21 protein-coding genes and 1 pseudogene are annotated in these 22,516 nt (G+C 63.7%); 9 read left to right on the plus strand and 13 right to left on the minus strand.

Annotated features, from left to right (window positions below):
- Positions 1-182 precede the first annotated feature (182 nt).
- Positions 183-1,376, plus strand: coding sequence for an arsenite efflux MFS transporter ArsK (gene arsK / locus IG197_RS23075; RefSeq protein WP_182573284.1), 1,194 nt, complete (start codon positions 183-185; stop codon positions 1,374-1,376).
- 31 nt (positions 1,377-1,407) lie between these two features.
- Here the strand turns inward: arsK and IG197_RS23080 are convergent, their stop codons facing one another.
- Positions 1,408-2,322: a pyridoxal-phosphate dependent enzyme gene (locus IG197_RS23080; RefSeq protein WP_154384823.1), complete on the minus strand. Its 915-nt coding sequence runs from the start codon at positions 2,320-2,322 to the stop codon at positions 1,408-1,410.
- Positions 2,323-2,437: 115 nt separating this feature from the next.
- Positions 2,438-3,115, minus strand: a complete 678-nt coding sequence (locus tag IG197_RS23085) for a helix-turn-helix domain-containing protein (protein ID WP_192315160.1) — start codon at positions 3,113-3,115, stop codon at positions 2,438-2,440.
- Between the two features lie 97 nt (positions 3,116-3,212).
- On the opposite strand from IG197_RS23085, the gene IG197_RS23090 reads away from it, so the two are divergent.
- Positions 3,213-4,706, plus strand: a complete 1,494-nt coding sequence (locus IG197_RS23090) for an MFS transporter (RefSeq protein ID WP_192315162.1) — start codon at positions 3,213-3,215, stop codon at positions 4,704-4,706.
- Positions 4,707-4,829: 123 nt separating this feature from the next.
- Here IG197_RS23090 and IG197_RS36865 read toward each other — a convergent pair.
- Positions 4,830-5,180, minus strand: a pseudogene (locus IG197_RS36865) (DUF3291 domain-containing protein); the annotation flags it as partial.
- 145 nt (positions 5,181-5,325) lie between these two features.
- A complete protein-coding gene (locus IG197_RS23105) occupies positions 5,326-5,772 on the minus strand; it encodes an Rrf2 family transcriptional regulator (RefSeq protein ID WP_192315163.1) in 447 nt (148 codons plus the stop codon).
- A 212-nt stretch (positions 5,773-5,984) separates the two neighbouring features.
- Here IG197_RS23105 and IG197_RS23110 point away from each other — a divergent pair, with 212 nt between their 5' ends.
- The gene (locus IG197_RS23110) at positions 5,985-6,878 is read left to right on the plus strand and encodes an NAD(P)/FAD-dependent oxidoreductase (RefSeq protein WP_192315165.1); all 894 of its coding nucleotides are present in this window, start codon (positions 5,985-5,987) and stop codon (positions 6,876-6,878) included.
- Between the two features lie 71 nt (positions 6,879-6,949).
- On the opposite strand, the gene IG197_RS23115 is transcribed toward IG197_RS23110, so the two are convergent.
- The 4 genes from IG197_RS23115 to IG197_RS23130 form a co-directional block, all read right to left on the minus strand.
- On the minus strand, positions 6,950-8,836 hold the full coding sequence (locus IG197_RS23115) for an MFS transporter (RefSeq protein WP_067959711.1): 1,887 nt from the start codon (positions 8,834-8,836) through the stop codon (positions 6,950-6,952).
- Positions 8,837-9,165: 329 nt separating this feature from the next.
- A complete protein-coding gene (locus IG197_RS23120) occupies positions 9,166-9,336 on the minus strand; it encodes a hypothetical protein (protein WP_018428911.1) in 171 nt (56 codons plus the stop codon).
- 125 nt (positions 9,337-9,461) lie between these two features.
- On the minus strand, positions 9,462-9,854 hold the full coding sequence (locus IG197_RS23125) for a hypothetical protein (protein ID WP_192315167.1): 393 nt from the start codon (positions 9,852-9,854) through the stop codon (positions 9,462-9,464).
- A 220-nt stretch (positions 9,855-10,074) separates the two neighbouring features.
- Positions 10,075-11,277, minus strand: a complete 1,203-nt coding sequence (locus tag IG197_RS23130; RefSeq protein ID WP_182573280.1) for a pyridoxal phosphate-dependent aminotransferase — start codon at positions 11,275-11,277, stop codon at positions 10,075-10,077.
- A gap of 280 nt (positions 11,278-11,557) precedes the next feature.
- Between IG197_RS23130 and IG197_RS23135 the strand changes: the two genes are divergently transcribed.
- From IG197_RS23135 to IG197_RS23145, 3 genes are all read left to right on the plus strand, one after another.
- Positions 11,558-12,469, plus strand: a complete 912-nt coding sequence (locus IG197_RS23135) for an EAL domain-containing protein (RefSeq protein WP_182573279.1) — start codon at positions 11,558-11,560, stop codon at positions 12,467-12,469.
- Positions 12,462-13,298, plus strand: a complete 837-nt coding sequence (locus IG197_RS23140; RefSeq protein ID WP_192315169.1) for an EAL domain-containing protein — start codon at positions 12,462-12,464, stop codon at positions 13,296-13,298. Before IG197_RS23135 ends, IG197_RS23140 begins: the two co-directional genes overlap by 8 nt.
- 102 nt (positions 13,299-13,400) lie before the next feature.
- Entirely contained in the window at positions 13,401-14,012 is a 612-nt protein-coding gene (locus tag IG197_RS23145) for a glutathione S-transferase family protein (RefSeq protein ID WP_067959727.1), read from the plus strand.
- 286 nt (positions 14,013-14,298) lie between these two features.
- On the opposite strand, the gene IG197_RS23150 is transcribed toward IG197_RS23145, so the two are convergent.
- Positions 14,299-14,508 carry a cold-shock protein gene (locus IG197_RS23150; RefSeq protein ID WP_067959730.1) on the minus strand — a complete coding sequence of 70 codons (210 nt, stop codon included), beginning with the start codon at positions 14,506-14,508 and terminating at the stop codon, positions 14,299-14,301.
- A gap of 333 nt (positions 14,509-14,841) precedes the next feature.
- Between IG197_RS23150 and IG197_RS23155 the strand changes: the two genes are divergently transcribed.
- On the plus strand, positions 14,842-15,168 hold the full coding sequence (locus tag IG197_RS23155) for a hypothetical protein (protein WP_154384829.1): 327 nt from the start codon (positions 14,842-14,844) through the stop codon (positions 15,166-15,168).
- Between the two features lie 102 nt (positions 15,169-15,270).
- Here IG197_RS23155 and IG197_RS23160 read toward each other — a convergent pair whose 3' ends face one another.
- A complete protein-coding gene (locus IG197_RS23160; protein WP_067966283.1) occupies positions 15,271-15,789 on the minus strand; it encodes a methylated-DNA--[protein]-cysteine S-methyltransferase in 519 nt (172 codons plus the stop codon).
- A gap of 235 nt (positions 15,790-16,024) precedes the next feature.
- On the opposite strand from IG197_RS23160, the gene IG197_RS36305 reads away from it, so the two are divergent.
- Positions 16,025-17,119 carry a lytic transglycosylase domain-containing protein gene (locus IG197_RS36305; protein WP_246765224.1) on the plus strand — a complete coding sequence of 365 codons (1,095 nt, stop codon included), beginning with the start codon at positions 16,025-16,027 and terminating at the stop codon, positions 17,117-17,119.
- 2 nt (positions 17,120-17,121) lie between these two features.
- Positions 17,122-17,610 carry a GNAT family N-acetyltransferase gene (locus tag IG197_RS23170; protein WP_371746484.1) on the plus strand — a complete coding sequence of 163 codons (489 nt, stop codon included), beginning with the start codon at positions 17,122-17,124 and terminating at the stop codon, positions 17,608-17,610.
- A gap of 70 nt (positions 17,611-17,680) precedes the next feature.
- Here IG197_RS23170 and IG197_RS23175 read toward each other — a convergent pair whose 3' ends face one another.
- From IG197_RS23175 to carB, 3 genes are all read right to left on the minus strand, one after another.
- A complete protein-coding gene (locus IG197_RS23175) occupies positions 17,681-18,046 on the minus strand; it encodes a hypothetical protein (protein ID WP_067959738.1) in 366 nt (121 codons plus the stop codon).
- A 225-nt stretch (positions 18,047-18,271) separates the two neighbouring features.
- Positions 18,272-18,646 (minus strand): hypothetical protein, encoded by a 375-nt coding sequence (locus IG197_RS23180; RefSeq protein WP_246765225.1) that lies wholly within the window; start codon positions 18,644-18,646, stop codon positions 18,272-18,274.
- A gap of 307 nt (positions 18,647-18,953) precedes the next feature.
- Complete coding sequence (carB, locus tag IG197_RS23185) at positions 18,954-22,448, minus strand: carbamoyl-phosphate synthase large subunit (protein WP_192315179.1); 3,495 nt, start codon at positions 22,446-22,448, stop codon at positions 18,954-18,956.
- Positions 22,449-22,516: the final 68 nt, after the last annotated feature.

Genomic DNA, 22,516 nt, shown 5'->3' on the forward strand with positions numbered 1-22,516 from the left:
GACGACGCGCCCAACCTGCTTGCGGTTGGGTGGGCGCACGCTTCGAACGTTGCTTCGATCACCGGCAAGGCTTGGCTTTTGCCAGGGCGCATGAGTTGTGCCAGGGCCTCACGCCGCTTGACCTGATGCGGCGGACATCGGAAGGAGGCGGCAGCAAAGACCGAGAACGAGCCGATTTCCCGATGACCGCCGTGCGTTCGCCGATTGCCGCCGTCATCGCGCTCGGCATCACCCAGATCGTCGGATACGGCACGCTCTACTACAGCTTTTCCATTCTTGCCCACGACATGGCCAAGGACTTGTCGTGGCCGGTCGAGTGGCTATTCGGCGCGCTGTCGGCGGCACTGCTCGTCGGCGGACTGACCGCGCCCTGGCTTGGCAACTGGATTGACCGCTATGGCGCCGGCCGCATCATGACGGCCGGTTCGGCTGTCGCGGCCGCAGCACTGGTCGCCTGTGCGGCAGCTCCTGAAGCGATCAGTTTCGTCATCGCGCTGGTGGCGATCCAGGTCGCCTCGAACCTCGTCCAGTATGGCGCGGCCTTTGCGCTGCTCGTCCAGATATCGCCGCGCGACGCCCAGCGCAACATCACCTATCTGACGCTCATCGCCGGCTTCGCCTCGACTGCCTTCTGGCCAATCACCACGGCACTGCACGCGCAGATGTCTTGGCAGGCGGTCTATCTCGTCTTCGCCGTCCTCAACCTGGTCGTTTGCCTGCCGCTGCATGCCTGGCTGTCGTTTCGGCGGACAGGGCAAGGCCAGATTGCCACCGAGCCGCACCAACATGTCGAGGGTTCGCTTGCCGCTGCCGTGCGTCCGCTCGGTTTCGCCCTGATGGTGATTGCGCTCTCGGTACAGAACCTGGTGAGCGCGGCAATTTTGGTCCACATGGTGCCGCTGCTCTCAGGCCTTGGGCTCGGCGCCACGGCTGCTGTCGTCAGCACGCTGTTCGGACCCGCCCAGGTGCTCAGCCGCTTCATCAACATGGTTGCCGGCATCAACCTCGCGCCACTGACACTCGCGATCATCTCGGCTGTGCTGATGACCGCTGGCGTGGGTGTGTTGCTGGCAACCGCTCCGTCGATAGCGGGTGCAATGACCTTCGCCGTCATCTTCGGCATGGGCAATGGTCTGTTCAGCATCGTCACCGGCGCGCTGCCGCTGGCGCTGTTCGGCAGCGACGGCTACGGCCGGCTGCAGGGCCGCGCCATGTCGGCCCGGCTGATCGTCTCTGCCGTCGCCCCCTTCGCACTGGCCTTCGCCATGGCCACCATCGGCATTTCCTGGGCGCTGTCCTTTACCATCCTGCTCGGCGTTGTCGCGCTGGCGATCTTCGTCGCCATCGGCCGCCTGGCCGCGCGCTCGCCCTGGTAGCTCGTCGCGCACCAAGGCCGATGCCGAAGGATCAGGCAGTGTGCCACGCCTGCAACTGGGCCAACGACGCGGTGGCGCCGCCGCAGGCGATCATCAGTACGCGGTTGTAGCGCGAGAGCGCATCCATATGGCTGTAGGCGAGAGCAAGCGTTGCGCCGCAGGCCGGTTCGACCAGTACCCGGTGATCGTCGAGGAAGCGCAGGCAGGCCTCGACGGCAGCATGGTCGCTGACCACGACGCTGTCGACGGACTGGGTCTGCGTCACTTCGAAGGCGCGCTCGCTGACAATGCGGGCGCCGAGTGAGGTGGCGATGCTGGTAATGGCCGGCAACTGCACCCGCTGGCCGGCCTCCATGGCGACAGCAAGCGAGGCAGCGCCCTCTGTTTCGACCGCGATGATCGGGATATGCGCGAGGCTGTTGCGGGCCAGGCCCTCGACAATGCCCGACATCAACCCGCCGCCGCCGACCGACAGGGCAACCGCGTCGAAGGACAAACCTTCCGCGACGACCTCGTCGATCATCGTCGCGTGGCCGGTCCAGAGCAGCGGGTCGTCGAAGGGGTGGATGAAGGCCGTGTCGGCATCGAGCGCCGACATGGCGCGTTCGTTGGCCTCTTGCCATGACGCGCCATGGACGATGACCTCCGCGCCCTCCTGGCGGATCAGCGCCTTGGCCAATTCCGTTGCCGTTTCCGGGACAAAGACCGACACCGGCATGCCAAGCCGGCGGCCGGCGTAAGCGACCGCGATGCCGGCATTGCCGCCGGAGGACGAGACGAAGCGGCGCTTGCCCGCCTTGGCATGATGTTCGCAGGCAGCACCTATGCCGCGAATCTTGAACGAGCCCGGTGGCTGCAGCGCATCCATCTTCAGCCAGATCGAGCGCCCGGCGGCGAGGCTCAGCGGCCGGGATTCGAGCAGCGGCGTGTTGATGTGCAGGGGCATGGAGTGGCGACCTCGGGGAAAGATGTCTGGTGCTTATGAGCCAAGTCTAGGACCTGCGCCAGAAAGCAGGTGCGGGAAACGACCAAGCCAGTGCCCTCAGCGCGCCGGCACGCCGCTAGGGCGCCAGGCCGGTCGCTGCCGGCGGCATCGGGAATGCCCGCAGCAGCTTGGCCATGGCCGACATGTCCCCGGTGATCCTGGCATCGCCCGCCTTCACCGCCGCCTCGACGGAGACGCCGCCGAACAGAATGCTGTCGAGAACGCTTGAGGTGCCGGAGAACATGGCTTGCGCTGACTTCAAGGCCTCGTCGCCGAACTGGATGTCGAAGCCTTCAGCTGTGCCGGAGACGACAGCCGTGCCGTCGGGCATGTCGAGGCAGATGCAGAAGCCGCCGTCGTCTTGTGGTCTGTACATCGCCCGCATGGCCAGCAGCAACCCGGCCCGGCTGATCGGCAGGCCCTGTTCCAGGAACGGCGAACGGGCGGCCCATTTGCCCAGAGTGACGATGGTGTCCTCGAGCTCGCTGCCCCACTCGGTCAGTTCATAGATCCAGGACGCGGCAGGCGGCGGCAGCTTGCGCCGGCGCACGATGCCTGTTGCCTCCAGCGCTTCCAGGCGCTGGGTCAGCACGTTGGGGCTGATGGTGCGCAGGTCGGTGCGCAGGTCGGTGAAACGCTTGGGCCCGAAGAGCAACTCGCGGACGACAAGCAGCGCCCAGCGCTCACCGATCAGGTCAAGCGCATGCGCCGTCGCACAGCCGTCGTCGTAGCTTCTGCTCTTTTCAGTTCTCATTAAAAACCAAGTAGTTGCTTTTTAGGAGTAGTTAGTTCACACATATCCACATTGTCACGCGCGTACCTGTCGATCAAGCGCTCCAGGAGAGGCGAAGATGGAAGAGCATGGCGATTTGCCCCGGGCGGGGCGCCGTGAATGGTTGGCGATGGCGATCCTCGCCTTGCCGTGCCTGCTGTACTCGATGGATCTGACGGTGCTGAACCTTGCACTGCCGGAGTTGGCGGCCGATCTCGACCCGACGCCAGCTCAGCTGTTGTGGATGGTGGACATCTATGGCTTCATCCTGGCCGCCGCGCTGATCCCGATGGGCGTCGTCGGCGACCGCATCGGCCGCCGGCGCCTGTTGCTGTGGGGCGCATTCGCCTTCGGCGTGGCGTCTCTGATCGCTGCCTTCGCGAGCTCGGCGCCGATGATGATCGCGGCGCGCGCGCTGATGGGCATTGCCGCAGCGACGCTTGCGCCGTCGACGCTGTCGATGGTGCGCAACCTGTTTCCGCACCCCGAGGATCGCAGCAAGGCGATCGGCGTCTGGATCGCCAGCTTCTCCGCCGGTGGTGCCGTCGGTCCACTGGTTGGCGGCGTGCTGCTCGAATATTTCTGGTGGGGATCCGTGTTCCTGATCAACCTGCCCGTCATGGCCCTGCTTCTGGTTCTTGGCCCGAAGATGCTGCCGCAAGCGCGCGACGGCGCGGCGCCACGCCCCGACGTCGCAAGCGCGCTCAGCTTGCTGGTGGCGGTACTTGGCCTGGTCTATGCCATCAAGAAGGTGGCGATGGACGGCTGGAGCGGCGAGGCCGGTCTCGCGCTGGCAGTGAGCATTGTTGCCACGACTTTGTTCCTGCACCGGCAGCGGCGGCTCGCGGTTCCGTTCCTCGACCTCGATATGTTTGCCTCGCCGCGCTTTTCGGCAGCGCTGACGATCAACATTCTCGGTTTTTTCGTTGCCTTCGGCATGTTCCTGCTGATGGCGCTGTATTTCCAGCTCGGCCTCGGCCTGACGGAGTTGCAGGCCGGAGTGGCCTCGGCGCCGTCGGGCGTGGCGTTCATCGCCGGTGCAATTGCGGCGCCGGCGATTGCATCACGCCTCGGCACGGTTGCGTTGATGGCGCTCGGTTTCCTCGTCGCAGCCGGTGGCTTCGCGCTGGCGGGAGCCGCAGCCGCCAGCGGCGATCTCACGCTGATGATTGCGGCCTACTGCCTGTTCTCGCTTGGGCTGGCGCCAGTCTTCACCATGACGACCGACGTCATTGTCGGCTCGGTGGCGGCATCACATGCCGGTGCCGCCGCCGGCTTGTCCGAGGCCAGCACCGAACTGGGCGGTGCATTTGGCATCGCCGTACTCGGCAGCCTGCTGACGATGCTCTACCAACTGGCGCTTGTGGACCATCCGCAGCTTGCGGCGTTGCCGATGAACGCAGCACTTGGGCCGGACAATGCCGGTGTGCAGATCGAGGCGGCGCGCGATGCCTTGGGACAAGCGCTCAAGGTCGCCGCATTGCTGTGCAGCGCCATCGCCATCTGCGGCGCCGTGCTGAGCTTGCTGCTGCGTGGCCGCGGCGGGCTGCAGACCGACACGCAAGGCGGCTGAGGGGGCGGATGCACAAGGGTTGCTGCCCGACGACAGTCGGTTCGGCAGCGCTACTTTCGCCAGCGGTATACTCGATCTGACAATCCGGATTCTTGAAGTGAGATCAGTGCTCCCCGCTTCAGCAAAGGTTGGTCTGACGTTGCTATTCTCAATGAACCAGGTGACCAGCTGAGGCTCATCTATCTTCTCGAACCATTCGGAGGTTCGCTTGAGGTAGATGCCATGCAGTGAGTTGAAGGTTTAATCGTGGAGATCGTCCAGGCTCCTCCAGAGCGAGACAGTTGCGGACATGCGATTGTCGAAGCCGCAGGCCTTCGTTTCCGCAGCTATTGCGTCATCAGCTATCCGCCACAGGAACCCAGGGTGAGCTTCTGCCAAGCGGTAGACGTCTCCAAGGCCGTCCATAGATTCTTTCAATCGCGGATCGTTGGCCGGGCACTTCAGTCGCCCCCAATTCATCTGCGCTATTGTCATTGATGGCTCCTCCCCAGACCCCGGATTCTATCGACGTAGAACCCGTTGTTGCTGGAGAGAGAATTCCATCGTCGGTTTTGTGAAAGCTCGTTAACCGTCAGCCTGCGGATGATCGTCGCCTGCAGTGAGATCGCGAAGAAAGACCCTAAAGGTGCTCCATCGTCAGCCTGCCGTTTGCGACCTTCGCCGCGCCCTCGGCCAGCTCCGCCAGCGTGACCTTGCCGAATTTGGCCAAAAGGATCGCCTCGGCCGCGTCCATCGCTTCGGCGAGCGAGGTGTTGACCGCCTGCTCGATGGTGCAGCTCGGGTTGTCGCCGGCGAGGCCGATGGCGAAGAGCTGTGGGGTGCCTAGCGCCTTGTGGATGTCGAGCAGCGTGATCTCCTCCAGCGGCCGCGCCAGCAGCCAGCCGCCGCCATGGCCCTTCTCCGAGCGGACATAACCCTGATCGCGCAGGCCGGCCATGGTCCGGCGTACGACCACTGGGTTGGTGCCGAGCATGATGGCGATTGCGTCCGAGGTCGCGGTTCCCTCGTGGTGCTGCATGTGGATCAGCACATGCAGCATGCGGGAGAGGCGGGTGTCGGATCTCATCGTGCTGTTCTTTCGGCTTTTTGGCGCGGTTCAGCTCGCTGCCGGCGTCTGGTCAGGCCTAACAGATAGTCGGTCACGCAACAACAGGAGTTGCGTGAAGCTTGACGATGACAGTCATGTAACATATGAAGTGTCGTGAAAATGCGAAAGGCTCTTCGACCCGCTGGGGAAGCGCAGCGCGACCACAGGGTCGCTTCAAAGGATTTTTGGCCATGGACTACGACGTCATCATCGTCGGCGGCAGTTATGCGGGGATGTCGGCGGGCCTGCAGCTTGCCCGCGCCAGGCGCAAGGTTCTGGTCATTGACGCGGGCGACCGGCGCAACCGCTTTGCCGCGCATTCCCATGGCTTCCTCGGCCAAGATGGCCGCGAGCCGGGCGCGATTGCCGCCGAGGCGCGTGAGCAGCTCGAGCGTTATCCCGGCGTGACGTGGCTGGAGGGCAGGGCAGAAGGTGCGCGGCGGATCGAAGGTGGTTTCGCCGTCGATCTCGGCACTGGCCGTGTGGCGAGCGCCAGGCGATTGGTGCTGGCGGCCGGGGTCTCCGACAGCCTGCCCGAAATCCCCGGCCTGCGCCAGCGCTGGGGCAGATCCGTCTTTCATTGTCCTTATTGCCATGGCTATGAGCTGAACCAGGGCCGGATCGGCGTGCTAGCCGTTTCGGAGCACTCCATGCATCACGCCCTGATGCTGCCCGACTGGGGCACGACGACGCTGTTCACCAATGGCGTGTTCACGCCCGACGCCGAGCAGCTTCGGCAGCTTGCTGCGCGCGGCGCGACGGTCGAGGCCGCACTCGTCCGCGAGGTCAGGGGCGAGGGCGCCGACCTCGTGCTCGACGATGGTCGGATGTTTGAACTGGACGGGCTGTTTACCATGCCCAGGACATCGCTTCAGATCCCGTGGGTCGAACAGTTGGGCTGCGAACTGGAGGCTGGGCCGATGGGCAATTTCGTCAGGACCGACGCGATGAAGCAGACGACGGTGAAGGGCGTGTTCGCATGTGGCGACATTGCGCGGGCGGCAGGCTCGGTGGCGCTGTCGGTGGGCGACGGGGCCATGGCAGGGGCTGCCACGCACCGCTCGCTGATGTTCGAGGCTGACTGAAGGGTCGGACCAGGAAAAGAAAAAGCCCGGCAGGTTTGCACCTGCCGGGCTCTTCTTACTGGTGCCGCGGATCAGTCCTTGGCGTTGAGGTTGGTGCCCAGCGTGTCCTTGACGAAGATCACACCGATGATCAGCGTCATTGCGGCAATCGCGATGGGGTACCACAGGCCGTAGTAGATATCGCCGGCCGCGGCACTCATGGCGAAGGCGGTCGCAGGCAGCAGGCCGCCGAACCAGCCGTTGCCGATGTGGTAGGGCAGTGACATGCCGGTGTAGCGGATGCGGGTCGGGAACATTTCGACCAGGATTGCGGCGATCGGGCCATAGACCATCGTCACGTACACGACCAGGATGAACAGGATGCCGATCACCATGGGCTTGTTGACGGCAGCCGGATCGGCGACCATCGAGAACGAGCCGCCGCCGGGGATGTTGAAGAAGCCGACTTCAGGTGCACCGGCTGCTTCTTCCGCGGTCACAAGCTTGTCCTTGATCGCCTGTTCGGTTGGCATGGTTGCCTTTTCGCCACCGCGGATCGCGGCTGCGTCGAGCTTCAGCTCGGGGTTGGCAGCGACGAAGGCGTCCAGCTTCTGGTCGGCAACCTTTGCGGCACCACGGACCAGCGGATAGCCGCCGTCGTGGAGAGCGATGTTGACCGCCTTGACGAAGGCGGCGTCGTTCGCCTTGGCGGCATCGCCGGCGGCGACGGCGTCATAGGAGGTGACGGTTGCTTCGCCGATCTTGACCGTGGCAGGAGTGCCTGCGGCGGCCGTGGTGACGACGTCATAAGGAACCGAATTGCGGGTCAGGAACGACGTCGCGATATCGCAGGAGGTGGTGAACTTGGCTGTGCCCACCGGGTTGAACTGGAACTTGCAGTCGCCAGGAGCGGCAGTGACGGTGGCACGAACGTTCTGCTGGGCTGTGGCCAGTGCCGGGTTTGCGGCCCAGGTCAGCGCCTTGAACAGCGGGAAGTAGGTGACGATGGCAAGCGCCAGGCCGGCCATGATGATCGGCTTGCGGCCGATCTTGTCCGACAGCCAGCCGAAGAAGACGAAGAAACCGGTACCGAGCAGCAGCGAAACGGCGATCATGATGTTGACCGACTGTGCATCGACCTTGAGCACGTTTGTCAGGAAGAACAGCGCGTAGAACTGGCCCGAGTACCACACCACGGCCTGGCCGGCGGTGAGGCCGAACAGTGCGAGCAGCGCGATCTTGGCGTTCTTCCACTGGCCGAAGGCTTCCGACAGCGGCGCCTTGGAACCCTTGCCCTCTTCCTTCATGCGCTGGAAGGTCGGCGATTCCGACAGCGACAGACGGATCCACACCGAGATGCCAAGCAGGATGAACGAAAGCAGGAACGGAACGCGCCATCCCCAGGCGGCGAAGTCTTCCTTGCCGAGCCAAGTCTGGACGACCAGGATGACGACCAGCGACAGGAACAGGCCGAGCGTCGCCGTCGTCTGGATCCACGAAGTGTAGTAGCCGCGACGGTCGTCGGGCGCGTGCTCGGCGACATAGGTCGCAGCACCGCCATATTCACCGCCGAGTGCCAGGCCCTGCAGCATGCGCAGCGCAATCAGGATGATCGGCGCGGCGATGCCGATGGTGGCCGAGCCGGGCAGCAGGCCGACAAAGAAGGTCGACAGGCCCATGATCAGGATGGTGACGAGGAAAGTGTATTTACGGCCGACGAGATCGCCGATGCGGCCGAAGACCAGCGCGCCGAACGGGCGAACCAGGAAGCCTGCCGCGAAGGCGAGCAGCGCGAAGATGTTGCGGGTGGCCTCGGGATACGAGGCAAAGAAGGTCGCACCGATGAAGGCAGCAAGTGAACCGTAAAGATAGAAATCGTACCATTCGAAGACAGTACCGAGCGACGAAGCGAAGATGACTTTCTTCTCTTCCCGCGACATGCCGCGCGCACGGGCGCCAGCGGTTGCCGAAATTGCCATAAGAATCTCCTCCCAGAGTGCCGGCGGCAAGGGCCTGGAGAGCAATCTCCGCGCGAATCCGCCTGACCTAACGACGTCGAATTGATAACGCCGCGATACGGCCGTTATCCATCGCTGCTTTGGGATTATGACTTTGGTCGTAGAAGCAAGCGCGAAGTCGTCGCGGGCTTTTATGCTGCGTTGCAAACGACGATGCGGGGCCACGTCGAGAACGCGCGGACGGCTGAACTTATGCGTTTGCCAGTGAAGAAGACCTGGGATGCCGGGCATGTCCGGCGGATGCTGCCCGGCGCCAAGTTGCGCGCCGGGCAGGGTCGCGGGGAAGCGGCTCAGGCGGCCCGTTCTTCCTTCTCGACGAGGTAGCCGCGATCGCGCAGCCACCTTGCAATGATGATCTCAACCATCGACGACACCGAGCGGTGGTCGTCCTTGGCTGCCTTGACGAGCGCTTCCTTGAGGTCGCGTTCGATGCGGAATCCGAGTGGATGGGTCTTAGACATGATGATTCCTGAGACTGTTTCGGGAATGTCCCGGAGGGGGCAAATGTGACCAGCCGTGGCGGCGAGCTTGATGCTGTAGCCGCTGCCGACCGATCATGCGGCGCAGGTGGGGCGCGTTGCGCCGTTCAGGCGCGAGCCGGAGGCGCGCGCGGCTCGCTGGTTCGGTAGCGCAGGAAGCTGAAAAGCGGGTCGATGGCCAGCGCACCGCTGGTCAGATCGACGGCCGAAAGGGTGTTAGCGATACGCAGCAGGGCGCTGTCGTCGCTGCCGTCCCCGTTCAGTTCGGCAAGGGCAAGGCATGTGTCGCTGCAGGCGGGAAGCGTACCGGGGTCATCGGTGACCCGATCGGTGCCTTCGTCGAGCGAGAGATTTGCTTCAGGATGATAGCCGGCCGCGTGCGCGTGGGTCGATGCAACCGAGACGCTGAGTGCAGCAAAGAGCGATAGCAACAACAACAACAGGCATGAGAGCAGACTTCTGCTCCTTCGCCCCTGCTGCTGCTGTCTGCGCTGATACAATTGCTGCCTCTGACTGCCTCTGCACGATTCCGCCAATGGGGGCGGATATAGTTACTTTAGAGTAACAGATTGCACCGGCACGGCAATATGCAAATGTATGATAGCGTATGAGATTCAGAAGGTTTCTGTTGGCATCTGCATACAAGTAAAAGTTGCCTTATGCAACCGGCAAAGGAAGCCCGGCCGAAGCCGGGCTCCCTTTTTCGCCTTAGGGCTTTGCTCAGACGAGCGATGCCGTGAAGCGCTGGATGCGCGTGCAGGCTTCCTCGAGCAGCTTCTCCGACGTCGCGTAGGAGATGCGGAAGTTCGGGCCGAGGCCGAAGGCCGAACCGAACACCACCGCCACGCCTTCGGCTTCAAGCAGCTCGGAGCAGAAGGTTTCGTCGCCGTCGATGATCTTGCCGCCTTGCGTCTTCTTGCCGATCAGGCCGGCGCAGGACGGGTAGACGTAGAAGGCGCCTTCCGGCGACGGGCAAGTGATGCCGCGCGCCTGGTTGAGCATCGACACGACGAGGTCGCGGCGGGCCTGGAAGATCGCCTTGTTCTTGGCGATGAAGTCCTGCGGGCCATTGAGTGCTTCGACCGACGCCCACTGAGCGATGGTGCAGGCGCCCGAGGTCTGCTGCCCCTGGATCATGTCCATCGCCTTGATCAGTGCGATCGGACCGGCGGCATAGCCGATGCGCCAGCCGGTCATGGCATAGGCTTTCGACACGCCGTTCATCGTCAGCGTCCGGTCATAGAGCGCGGGCTCGACTTCGGCGATGGTCTTGAAGACGAAGTCGCCATAGGTCAGGTGCTCGTACATGTCGTCGGTCAGCGTCCAGACATGCGGATGCTTGAGCAGCACGTCGGCGATGGCGCGCAGCTCGGCTTCGGTGTAGGCGGCACCTGACGGGTTCGACGGCGAGTTCATCAAGAGCCACTTGGTCTTCGGCGTGATCCTGCGCTCAAGTTCCGCTGCCGTCAGCTTGAAGCCGTTGTCGATCGACGTTTCGGCGAACACCGAGGTGCCGCCGCAGATCGCCACCATCTCGGGATAGCTGACCCAGTAGGGACGGGGGATGATGACTTCGTCGCCGGGGTTTAGCGTCGCCATGAAGGCGTTGAACAGGATCTGCTTGCCGCCTGTGCCGACGATTGTCTGCTCCGGCTTGTAGTCGAGATTGTTTTCGCGCTTGAACTTGGCGGCAATGGCCTCGCGCAGCGGTGCGATGCCGGAGACCGGCGGGTACTTGGTCTCGCCGCGGCGGATCGCTTCGATCGCTGCATTCTTGATATTGTCCGGGGTGTCGAAGTCCGGCTCGCCTGCGCCGAGGCCGATGACGTCGCGACCGGCGTTTTTCAGCTCGCGCGCTTTCTGCGTGACCGCGATGGTCGCGGAAGGCTTAACGCGGGAAAGGGCATCGGCAAGAAAGGCCATGACTTCAGGTCTCCGGTTCGGAAAGGGCGCGGTCGCTCGACCGCCTTTGCGCATCCAACGGAATGCGCGGCGCTGTAATGTCGCATGACGCAGGGAATCGCAAGCGGATTGACGTTTCGGGAGGCCCGGATGTGATGGTCCAGAAGCCGGTGGAAGCTGTGCATAAACAGTCGGCTGGGCGGCGTTCGTTCAAGTTTGAGCCATCGCGTTAACCGCCGATCAAATCTTCGATGAGATTTTGGCGGGGCAATTTCGCAGCTTTCCGGAAATAGGACGGACCGTGTCGAAGAGCATCGGGCTCGCCCAAATCATCCGGCACGACGACGGATCTGCGTCCGGCGTCTGGGGTGTGCATGCCCTGCGCAGCGCGTTTCAGCCGATTTACGCCTTTCAGTCGGGCCGCTTGCTGGTCACCGCCTTCGAAGGGCTGATCAGGCCGTTTCGCGGGACTGAGGCCGTGCCGCCAGGCATCTTCTTCGCTGCCGTGGAAGGCATCGAGCGGCTGCATGTCGAAACGCTGACCCGGACGCTGCACCTCCTGAACGCCGCCGTGTTCCTACCCAAGGAAGCGTCGATCTTCATCAATTTCGATCCATCGGTGTTTCTCGACCGCTCGATCTCGGAACACGCGCTGCGCGACATGCGCCAGGTGCTCAACGAAACCGGCATCGATCCGCGCCGCATCGTCTGCGAGGTCACCGAGAAGAAGCCAGCCTCCGAAGAGGCGCTGTTCGAATTTGTCAGGGCGCTGAAAGGGAGCGGCCTGCGCATCGCAGTCGACGATTTCGGCTCGGACGACTCCGACATCAAGCGCATCCGGGACATCAAGCCCGACATCGTCAAGTTCGATGCCCACTGGATCAGCCGGCTGATGGAATCGGGCGCGGGTTTCGCGCTGCTCAAGGAGATGGTGGCGAATTTCGAGGACAAGGGCATCCGCACAGTTTTCGAGGGGCTCGAGGAAAGCTGGCAGTTGCAACTGGCCGAGCGTTCCGGCGCCTCGATGGTGCAGGGCTTCGTTCTGGCCCTGCCGGAAATCGTGCCGGCGAATTTTTCCCACTTCGAACCGGTGGCGCCCGAAGCCGCCGGAGATCACCGGACGGAGCTTTTGCCCGCCGGAGTTGCCGATGCGGTTGCCGTTCGCGCGCCGCGATCAAGCCGAAGCTTCGGCAAGAGGACAGTGCATGAGTGACGTGGTTTTCGGGTTTGGCGCGTTGCCTCGGGACCTGGTGGCAAGGATCGCCGCCGACGAAATTGGCCTGGAGTTCGGCGTTCACGGTGAGTTTCGCCTGCGTTGCGCGATCCAGCCGATCTTCCGGCATGAAGACGGCCGCCTGACGCCGGTCGCCGCCGACGCCCACGTGGTGCCGTATCGCGAGGGACGGCCGGTCGCGGTTGGCGAATTCCTCGCCGAGATAGCCGATGAGGAACGCGCGATCGTCGGACGTGTCTGGGCGGTGTTGCCGCTTGCCAACGCCCACAATATGGGCGTCAAGGGCATCGCGCTGCTGTTCAGGCAGGACATCAATGGTGATGCACCCGATCTCGACGATCTGGGTTTCATGGTCCGGCGCCTCAAGGGCGAAGGTTTCGAGGCGTCGCAACTGATCTGCGAGATCGGCGGCGACGAAAAGCTGGCCTGCGAACTGCGGGCGCTTGGAATGCGTGTCGCTCTGGGGCAGCCAGGCTCGGCGCAGCATGACGTCGACGCCGTCAAGCGTGTGCTGCCCGATATCGTCAGGCTCGATCGCGCCTCGTTCGAACGCTTCTGCGCCGACGCCGCGACCGGGCGGCTGCTGCGTCCGGTGGTGTCGGAACTCAAGACGCTTGGTGTCGACGTGCTCGTTGAGGGCATCGACAATGAGAGCCGCCTGGAAATTGCGCTTGGCGCCGGTGTCGACCTGTTCCAGGGCGATCTGCTCGAGCCTGCAAAGCTGGTCGGCAGTGTGTTTGCCGAAGGGGCGCGCGAAACGTCGCAATATCGTCGCGGCGAATGCGTGGTGGTGCCGCTGTTCGGCTGACGCGGTACGAAAGATCACCAAAGCTGATGCCTCGCACCAGAACAATTCGCTGGATCGACTCACTTCAGGGACGATAATCGCTGACCAAACGGGGTGAATGCGATGATCACGATCTATGGAATGAGCGACAGCGGCAACAGCTACAAGCCGCGGCTTTTGATGGCCAAGCTCGGCCGGCCGTTCCGCCATGTCGAGACCAGCTCGCGCGACGGCTCCACACGTACGCCCGCTTACCTCGCCAAGAACGCCAACGGAAAGGTGCCGCTGCTCGAGCTCGACGATGGCCGCTTCCTTGCCGAGTCCAACGCGATCCTGCTCCACATGGCCGAAGGGACACGGCTTTTGCCGGCAGACGCCTACCAGCGGGCGCTGGTCTTTCAATGGCTGTTTTTCGAACAGTACAGCCACGAACCCTTCGTTGCTGTCAGGCGGACGATGTTCCTCTACCCCGAGCGCGCCGCCCAGGCGACGCCGGAGCGCATGCAGGCTTTGCTCGACGGCGGCAACAAGGCGCTTGGGGTGATGCAGGTGCAGCTCGAGAAGACGCCGTTCCTGGCCGGAGATGCGATGAGCGTCGCCGATATTGCACTCTATGCCTACACCCATGACGCGACCATCGGCGGCTATGACCTGGATGCGTTCCCTGCGGTGAAGGCCTGGCTTGCCCGCGTGGCAGCGGACGAGGGCCATGTGCCGCTGACCTGGCTGCCGTGAACGCCTGATCCTGAAATGCAAGAAGGCCCGAAGATGCGATCTTCGGGCCCCTTTCTATGACGTCGAGGCGAGTTTCGAGCCGCGACCCTGTCTGCGCAAAAAGAAAAAGGCGGGGTGTGACCCCGCCTTCCGCTGTCAGCAGCTGATCCTGGATCACCTGACCCGGGCTCACGGCAATCTGCCGCATCGTCCTTCGGGTCAGAGATTCCGGCGCGCTTGTCGCGCAGCCGCCAGTACATCCGTGACTTGCATCGCGATTGGAGCTTTCGCTCCCGCGCGCCTTAAATCAGACTGCCTTGAGCTGGCCAGCCGACGAACGGCCCGTGCGACGGTCCTGCTCGATTTCGAAGCTGACCTTCTGGCCGTCGGCCAGCGAGCCCATGCCCGAACGCTCGACAGCCGAGATATGGACGAAAACGTCCGCGCCACCTGCGTCGGGCTGAATGAAGCCGAAGCCCTTGGTTGCGTTGAACCACTTAACGGTGCCAGTAGCCATATTGAATATCCTTGTCGTTTGCAGTTTTTCTTGACCAAGCGAGCATGCCCAGTCGTGGTATCGAGATTTTGGGGAGAGACGTCTGCAAACGCGAGAGTGTCGCGGGGCACGGATCTGTCGGCCGAAATATCAACGTGCCGGATATAAGGGCAAATGGCCGCAAGTGCAAGCCCTTGCAAATAGTGGCGCTTGAAACCTGCCTCAATTGCCATGCAACCATGGCGGGCGCAGGGTGTTATATTGCCTGGCGCCCATGGCATTGCGAGCGATGCAAGATGAGGCGCTGTAACGTTCGGCCGGCGCCAGCCGTTGCGCGAAGTCCGGGAGGTTCTCATGAAAGCCATTTTGCTTGCCGCGTGCCTGACACTGATGGCAGCCGAAGCGCAGGCCGCGTCGCGCTACGTATCGACGAAAATGAGCTGCGCCCAGACGCAGAGCGTCGTGCGCAACCAGGGCGCGGTGATCCTGCGCTGGACGTCGCCGACGTCGGGCGTGCCGCGTTATGATCGTTATGTCGCCAACGACCATTTCTGCTCGGCCGGCGAAGAGGCGCGCCGGGCATATGTACCGACGGCCGATGCGCGGTCCTGCCCGGTCTACAATTGCAAGCGAATCGAGCGCAATTTCTTCAAGCGCCGGCTGTTTCCGCTGAGCGACTGAACGCAAGCGGACAATTGATCTCGCTCTGAAGCGCTTTCTGCGCGCCGGAGCGCGCCGTCAGGCGCAGCTCCCGCAGTTGTGTGCTCTTCTTTTCATCCCCTGTCAGAACCCGAACGATGCCTGGGTGGATGGCGGCGGGCCAACGCGCACGCCCTCGAGCACCAGCATCTTTTCCTTCATGTTCGAGCCGCCGGTTGCCGAAAAGCCGCCGATCTTGCCGCCGGCGGCGAGGATGCGGTGACACGGAATGACGAGGGGAATAGGGTTCGCCCCCAGTGCCGAGCCAGTTTCGCGGAACAGACCCTTCCGACCGGCCTTCTCGGCCAACCCGCCATAGGTGGTGGTCTCGCCATAGTGAAGGTTTCGGGCGGCGGCATAGATGTCGCGGCGGAAATCGTCGATGCCGGCGAGATCGACCGGGACATCGGAGAAATCGACGTCCTCGCCGTCGGCATAGCGCCTGATGTCGGCGATCAGCGCGGTGATCCATGGTGGCGGCGTATGGTCGCCCGCGGCCGTGGCCTGACCGGCCAGTCGCAGCAGCCGGCGCTCGGCGGCGTCGCGGGTTTTTTCCGGCAGGCAAAGCCTGACAAGCCCGGTTTTGCTCCATGCCAGCGCCATGAAGCCGAGGGCCGTCTCGAAGACGGCGCGGCCGGGCAGGGGATGGAAAATGCTGGGGTCCACGACCGTTCCTTTCGTCCTGGCAGCTGGCGTGAATTCGGTACAAATCAGGAACAATGTGCCATGATCTGTGTGCGCATGCCACCCGAAAACCGTATCCACCTGTGGATTGCCGGGGCTCATACGTTGTTGTAGAGAGGGTCGGGCGGGACGAAATCATTAACAGAGTGTGCATTTGCCGGCGATAAAGACTCACCTGCTGATCTCGGTGGCATTGGCGACGGCATTGCTGTCGGGCTGCCAGACCAACACAGCGGCTCTCAACACCGATCTTTCGACGGCCGCCGACGTGGCCTTGAACGCCGAGATTGCGCCCGCTTCGACGGAGGTCGCCGATCTCGCGCTGCCGGAAACCGTGGCAGTGCTGCCGACCGCATCATATGCCTCCACCGAAGCTTCGCCGGCCACTGCCGTGCTCGCTGCCGCAGCGCCCGCTGCCGATGCTTCGGATGTCGCGGGTGCCGCTGACGCCGCGACGCCGGCCACAAGCGAGGCCGCTGCCGTGACCGTTGCTGCCGCGCCGCCGGTGCCTGCTGCTGGTGCCGAAAAGGCGACTGGCGCTGCTGGTGGCGAAAAGGCAGTTGCCGCTGCGCCGATCGCGCCTGCTGCTGATGCCGCAAAAGCTGTTGCCGTTGCCGCCACCGCGCCCAAGGCTCCTGCCTTGGCCAAGGGCCCGGTCGACCCGATGTCGGTGCCGATGGCCGGCGGCGAAATCGTTGCCACAGCCGACAAGCTTGTCGGAGAGTTTCCGTCCGCGCCGACGATCGCCGACTATGCCCTGCCGGCCAGCGCGCCGGTGCCGCGCAGCTACCAGGTCGCGTCGCTGGGCAATGTCGCGCCCGAAAGCTTCGCCACCTCGTCCTATGCCGCGCCCGATAGCCCGGCACTTGCCTCTCGCGGCAAGATCGACGAGCTGATCTCGAAATACGCGGCTCTCTATGAGGTGCCCGAGCGGCTTGTGCGGCGCGTGGTCAACCGCGAGAGCACCTTCAACCCGATGGCCTTCAACAACGGCCATTGGGGGCTGATGCAGATCAAGCACGCCACCGCGCGCGGCATGGGTTATGACGGCCCGGCGCGCGGCCTGTTCGATGCCGAGACCAATCTGAAATACGCGGTCAAATATCTGCGCGGCGCTTTCATGGTCGCCGATGGCGACGAGGACAAGGCCGACAAGCTTTACCAGAGCGGCTATTATTACCACGCCAAGCGCAAAGGCCTGCTCGACGAGACCGGGCTCGGCCGCGACCGCGCCCGTCACCGCGGCTAGACTTGCCGATGCCATCGCCGCAGGGGGAAAACGACGTCCGCCTGCGCAGGGTGCTGCCCGGCGAACTGCGACCGCCGCGCTGGCCCGCTGGCTTTTCGATGCGGACGTTTCAGGCCTCCGACGCGGTTGCACTTTACGATCTGCTTGAGCTCGTCTTCGACGACGGCATGAACGGCCCGTTCGACCAGTGGTGGCCACGACTCGAGGCCGACTCGGAATTTGACCCTGAACTTTGTTTCCTGGTCTTCGATAACGAGGGCCGGTTGACCGGGGCTGCCTTGAGCTGGACCAGCGGCTTCCTGAAAGACCTTGCCGTTCGTCCCGACAGTCGCGGCAAGGGTATCGCCGAGGCGCTGCTGTGGCACGTCTTTGACACCTTCGCCGCGCGGGGCGCGAGCCATATCGACCTCAAGACCAACCTGGTCGACAACTCGGCTGCTGTTCGGCTCTATCTCAGGCTCGGCATGACCGAGGTGGACTGGGGTGGCTAATTTCTGCAGCCGAAAATAGCAGCCATCATGGATGTTTTCGATTTTGGGCTATTCAGATAATCGAACAGCATTACGCCTGATCAGCGATAGCGCGTTTCATCTCCAGAGCCCAAGCGCGCCCTTCATCCCCTCCCCAGAGCAGCCAGGCGATGTAGCCGGCTGACGGGTTCTGCTCGTTGCCAAAATTCTTGCCGCGCTTGTCGACCTCGTGGCGGGCGAAGTAGCTGACCATGCGCTTGATGGTATGGGGCGTAAGCTCGGTACGGGCGACAAGCTCCTCGGCGCGGCCGACGCCGATCTCTGTGCCGCCGCGGCCGAACTGCCTTCTCAATACGAGTCCCCTGGCGGCGTTGTCGGCGACCACCTGTGGCGGGATCAGGCTGACACCGGATGCCTCGCGGCGGATCTCGTCGAACGGGTCGTAGGCGTATGGCATGCGGCGATTCCTGGCTGGCGGGGCAGGGTAGCCGGATGGGGGTGGGATGACGAGGGGGTGAGGTGACGGGCTTCCGAGGGTGGTTTCGCCGAACGGCTGTTCAGACAGCAGGCGAGGTCTGGCGCGGTGCCAGTCTGTGGGCGGCGTGCGCTTCTTCGACCACCCCCACCCCGATCCGCGTCGCGGATCGACCCTCCCCACAAGGGGGAGGGTAAGTCCGGCCTCTCACTTCGAAGCGTAGATGGCGCAGTTGCCGGTGGTTTTCATCTTGTACTTCTTGCCGACCGAATTGCAGCGCTCTAACGCTTGCTTTTCGGCTGCTGCCTGGGACGGCGCGTTAAGGGAAGCGCCGCAGTAAAAGGCTTCGACGGCACCAAGATGCGTCTGGGCATAGGCCGAGTGGCCGGGGGCGGCGACATACTTCTTATAACCGTCCTTGCATGGACCAGTCGTGTTCCCGAACTGCGCCGCGTACCGCTTCTTGCCTTCGTTGCCGGCCAGCGAGCCCTTGTCCTTGGCCATTGCCGCGACCGGTACGGCCGCAACCAGAAGTCCCGCCAGCACCGGTGCCAGTGCCAGCCGCATAGATTTCAGTTTCATTCGCAAATACTCCCCACCTGATGGTGAAGAGTTAGCTGCAATCTATGCGGGTGGGAAGGTGGGGCGAGGCAATTCATGCAGTTTCGTTAAGACGACGCCTGCGTATTTCAGTTCTGCCGTAGTGCTTTGCCGGCAGGAAGCCGCAGGGCGCCCCGGGCTGGTTATGCGCCGGTGAAGCTCTTCTTCTGCCCTGCAGATGAATGCGCCACATGGCAAGTGTGCCAGCGTTTGCGCTGCCCCTCATCTGCCTGCCGGCATCTTCTCCCCGTAAACGGGGAGAAGAGAAGCTGTGGCGACGTCCTGGCTTTTACTTGAAGTAATCCTGCAGTGGACGCACTTCGAGCGAGCCGGCCTTCAGCGCGGCGATGGCCTCGGCGACGGCGGCAGCACCCGACAGGGTGGTGTAGTAAGGCACCTTCTGCATCAGTGTGGCGCGGCGAATCGACTTCGAGTCCGAGACTGCCTTCTGGCCATCGGTGGTGTTGAAGACGATCTGGATCTGGCGGTTGCGGATGGCGTCCTCGATGTGAGGGCGGCCTTCGAGCACCTTGTTGATTTTCTCGGCCGGCACGCCGTTTTCATTGAGGAAGCGCGCGGTGCCCGAGGTTGCCAGCACCTTTAAGCCGAGGCCGGACAGGCGCTGGACGGCGCCGAGGATGCCGGCCTTGTCCTCGTCGCGGACCGAGACGAACAGCGTGCCCGAGCGCGGCAGGTCGACGCCGGCACCGAGCTGAGCCTTGGCGAAGGCGAGCGCGTAGTCGCGGTCGAGGCCCATGACCTCGCCGGTCGACTTCATCTCAGGCCCGAGCAGGATGTCGACGCCGGGGAAGCGGGCAAACGGGAACACCGCTTCCTTGACCGCGATGTGGCCGGGATTGCGGGCATCGGGCTTTTCGCCATAGTGGGCAAAGGCCTCGTCGAGGCTCTCGCCCGACATGATGCGGGCGGCGATCTTGGCGATCGGCTTGCCGACGGTTTTGGCCACGAAGGGCACGGTGCGCGACGCTCGCGGGTTCACTTCCAGCACATAGATGGTGCCGTCCTTGATGGCATATTGCACGTTCATCAGGCCGCCGACATTGAGCGCGCGCGCCATGGCCGAAGTCTGGCGCTCGAGCTCGTCGACGAGGTCGGACGGCAGCGAGTGGACCGGCAGTGAGCAGGCCGAGTCGCCCGAGTGGATGCCGGCTTCCTCGATATGCTCCATGATTCCCGAGACATAGGTCGTCTTGCCGTCGCAGAGGCAGTCGACGTCGACCTCGATGGCGCCAGAGAGATAGGTGTCGAACAGCAACGGGTTCTTGCCGAGCAGTGTGTTGATCTGGCCGGTCTTGTCGTTGGGGTACTTCTGTTTGATGTCCTCGGGCACCAGGCCCGGCACGGTGTCGAGCAAATAGGACTGCAGCATGCCCTCATTGTGGATGATCTGCATGGCGCGGCCGCCGAGCACGTAGGACGGGCGCACGACCAGGGGGAAACCGAGCTCGCCGGCAACGGTGCGGGCCTGCTCGACGGAATAGGCGATGCCGTTCTTGGGCTGCTTCAGGTCGAGCTTGTGCAAGAGCTTCTGAAAGCGGTCACGGTCCTCGGCGAGGTCGATGGCGTCGGGCGAGGTGCCGAGGATCGGGATGCCGGCTTTTTCAAGCGCATCCGCGAGCTTGAGCGGCGTCTGGCCGCCAAACTGGACGATGACGCCATGCAGGGTGCCGGCGGCCTGTTCGGCGCGCAGGATCTCGAGCACGTCTTCCGCCGTCAGCGGCTCGAAATACAGGCGATCTGAGGTGTCGTAGTCGGTCGAGACGGTCTCTGGATTGCAGTTGACCATGATCGACTCGTAGCCTGCCTCGCGCAGTGCATAGGCGGCATGGACGCAGCAATAGTCGAACTCGATGCCCTGGCCGATACGGTTGGGGCCGCCGCCCAATATGACCACCTTCTTGCGATCCGAAACCTGGGCCTCGTCGGCCACAGCGCCAGCGAAGGGCAGCTCATAGGACGAGTACATGTAGGCCGTCGGCGAGGCGAACTCGGCGGCGCAGGTGTCGATGCGCTTGTAGACCGGGTGGACGCCGAGCTTCTGGCGTTGCTTTTGAACGGCTTCGGCCTCGGTCTTGGTGAGCGAGGCGAGGCGGGCGTCCGAAAAACCCATCGACTTCAGCATGCGCAGGTTTTCGGCATCCTGCGGCAGGCCGTGCTCGCGGACGCGTGCTTCCATCGCAATGATGCCGGCGATCTGCTCGAGGAACCACGGGTCGATCTTGCACATGGCGTGCACGTCTTCGAGCGAGGTGCCCATGCGGATCGCCTGGGCAACCATGCGCAGGCGGTCGGGCGTCGGCGTGCCCAAGGCAGCACGGATGGCGTTGCGGTCGTCGCCGCTGTCGCCGTCGGTGCCGATGCCGGGGATCTCGATCTCGTCGAGGCCGGTAAGGCCGGTTTCGAGGCCACGCAAAGCCTTCTGCAGCGATTCCTGGAAAGTGCGGCCAATCGCCATGACCTCGCCGACCGACTTCATGGCGGTGGTCAGCACGGGCGAGGCGCCGGGGAACTTCTCGAAGGCGAAGCGCGGGATCTTGGTGACGACGTAGTCGATCGACGGCTCGAACGACGCGGGCGTGGCGCCGCCGGTGATGTCGTTTTCAAGCTCATCGAGCGTGTAGCCGACGGCGAGCTTGGCCGCGATCTTGGCGATCGGGAAGCCGGTAGCTTTCGAGGCGAGCGCCGAGGAGCGCGAGACGCGCGGGTTCATCTCGATGACGACGAGGCGGCCGTCGGCCGGGTTGACGGCGAACTGGACGTTGGAGCCGCCCGTCTCGACGCCGATCTCGCGCAGCACCGCGATCGAGGCGTTGCGCATGATCTGGTATTCCTTGTCGGTCAAGGTCAGCGCCGGCGCCACCGTGATCGAGTCGCCGGTGTGCACGCCCATCGGGTCGATGTTCTCGATCGAGCAGATGATGATGCAGTTGTCGGCGCGGTCGCGCACGACCTCCATCTCGTATTCCTTCCAGCCGAGCACCGATTCCTCGATCAGGACTTCGGTGGTGGGGGAGGCATCGAGACCGCTCTGGACGATGTCGAAGAATTCCTGGCGGTTGAAGGCGATGCCGCCGCCGGTGCCGCCCATGGTGAAGGACGGGCGAATGATGGCGGGCAGTCCGACATGGTCGAGCGCCTGGGCGCCGATCGCCATGCCGTGATTGATGTAGCGCTGCTTGCGGTCGCCTTCGCCGAGGTTCCACTGGGTTTCGAGCGCGTCGAGGGCTGCGTCGAGATTTTCAGGGTTCTCGGCCTTCAGCGCGGCGCGCTCGGCCTCGTGCTTCTTGCGGTCGGCGTCCTTGACGTCGGAGGCGTTGGCCAGCATCGAGCGCGGGGTTTCCAGGCCGATCTTGGCCATGGCCTCGCGGAACAGCGAGCGGTCCTCGGCCTTGTCGATGGCGTGCGCGTCGGCACCGATCATCTCGACATTGTAGCGCTCGAGCACGCCCATGCGGCGCAGCGAAAGCGCGGTGTTGAGCGCGGTCTGGCCGCCCATCGTCGGCAGCAGTGCGTCGGGGCGCTCCTTGGCGATGATCTTGGCGACGACCTCAGGCGTGATCGGCTCGATGTAGGTGGCATCCGCCAGTTCCGGATCGGTCATGATCGTCGCCGGGTTGGAGTTGACCAGGATGACCCGGTAACCCTCTTCCTTCAGCGCCTTGCAGGCCTGGGTGCCGGAATAGTCGAACTCGCAGGCCTGGCCGATGACAATGGGACCGGCGCCGATGATCAGGATGGACTTGATGTCGGTGCGTTTTGCCATTGTGTACGGTCCGTAAGATATGCCTGCGCGAAGAACCGGGACGGGAGAATCCCGGCCGGTGCGCAAGA

Origin of the sequence: Aminobacter sp. SR38 (genome assembly GCF_014843375.1) — a bacterium.
Classification (GTDB): Bacteria; Pseudomonadota; Alphaproteobacteria; order Rhizobiales; family Rhizobiaceae; genus Aminobacter; species Aminobacter ciceronei.

Bases quoted from the DNA above. Each gene is read 5' to 3' on its own strand.
- IG197_RS23130 (WP_182573280.1), bottom strand. From the start codon at position 11,277: ATGGCCTTTCTTGCCGATGCCCTTTCCCGCGTTAAGCCTTCCGCGACC.
- IG197_RS23150 (WP_067959730.1), bottom strand. From the start codon at position 14,508: ATGGCTACTGGCACCGTTAAGTGGTTCAACGCAACCAAGGGCTTCGGC.
- IG197_RS23140 (WP_192315169.1), top strand. From the start codon at position 12,462: ATGAGTGACGTGGTTTTCGGGTTTGGCGCGTTGCCTCGGGACCTGGTG.
- IG197_RS23160 (WP_067966283.1), bottom strand. From the start codon at position 15,789: ATGGCGCTGGCATGGAGCAAAACCGGGCTTGTCAGGCTTTGCCTGCCG.
- IG197_RS23090 (WP_192315162.1), top strand. From the start codon at position 3,213: ATGGAAGAGCATGGCGATTTGCCCCGGGCGGGGCGCCGTGAATGGTTG.
- arsK (WP_182573284.1), top strand. From the start codon at position 183: ATGACCGCCGTGCGTTCGCCGATTGCCGCCGTCATCGCGCTCGGCATC.
- IG197_RS23175 (WP_067959738.1), bottom strand. From the start codon at position 18,046: ATGCCATACGCCTACGACCCGTTCGACGAGATCCGCCGCGAGGCATCC.
- IG197_RS23180 (WP_246765225.1), bottom strand. From the start codon at position 18,646: ATGAAACTGAAATCTATGCGGCTGGCACTGGCACCGGTGCTGGCGGGA.
- carB (WP_192315179.1), bottom strand. From the start codon at position 22,448: ATGGCAAAACGCACCGACATCAAGTCCATCCTGATCATCGGCGCCGGT.
- IG197_RS23155 (WP_154384829.1), top strand. From the start codon at position 14,842: ATGAAAGCCATTTTGCTTGCCGCGTGCCTGACACTGATGGCAGCCGAA.
- IG197_RS23105 (WP_192315163.1), bottom strand. From the start codon at position 5,772: ATGAGATCCGACACCCGCCTCTCCCGCATGCTGCATGTGCTGATCCAC.
- IG197_RS23080 (WP_154384823.1), bottom strand. From the start codon at position 2,322: ATGCCCCTGCACATCAACACGCCGCTGCTCGAATCCCGGCCGCTGAGC.
- IG197_RS23145 (WP_067959727.1), top strand. From the start codon at position 13,401: ATGATCACGATCTATGGAATGAGCGACAGCGGCAACAGCTACAAGCCG.
- IG197_RS23120 (WP_018428911.1), bottom strand. From the start codon at position 9,336: ATGTCTAAGACCCATCCACTCGGATTCCGCATCGAACGCGACCTCAAG.
- IG197_RS23085 (WP_192315160.1), bottom strand. From the start codon at position 3,115: ATGAGAACTGAAAAGAGCAGAAGCTACGACGACGGCTGTGCGACGGCG.
- IG197_RS23115 (WP_067959711.1), bottom strand. From the start codon at position 8,836: ATGGCAATTTCGGCAACCGCTGGCGCCCGTGCGCGCGGCATGTCGCGG.
- IG197_RS23110 (WP_192315165.1), top strand. From the start codon at position 5,985: ATGGACTACGACGTCATCATCGTCGGCGGCAGTTATGCGGGGATGTCG.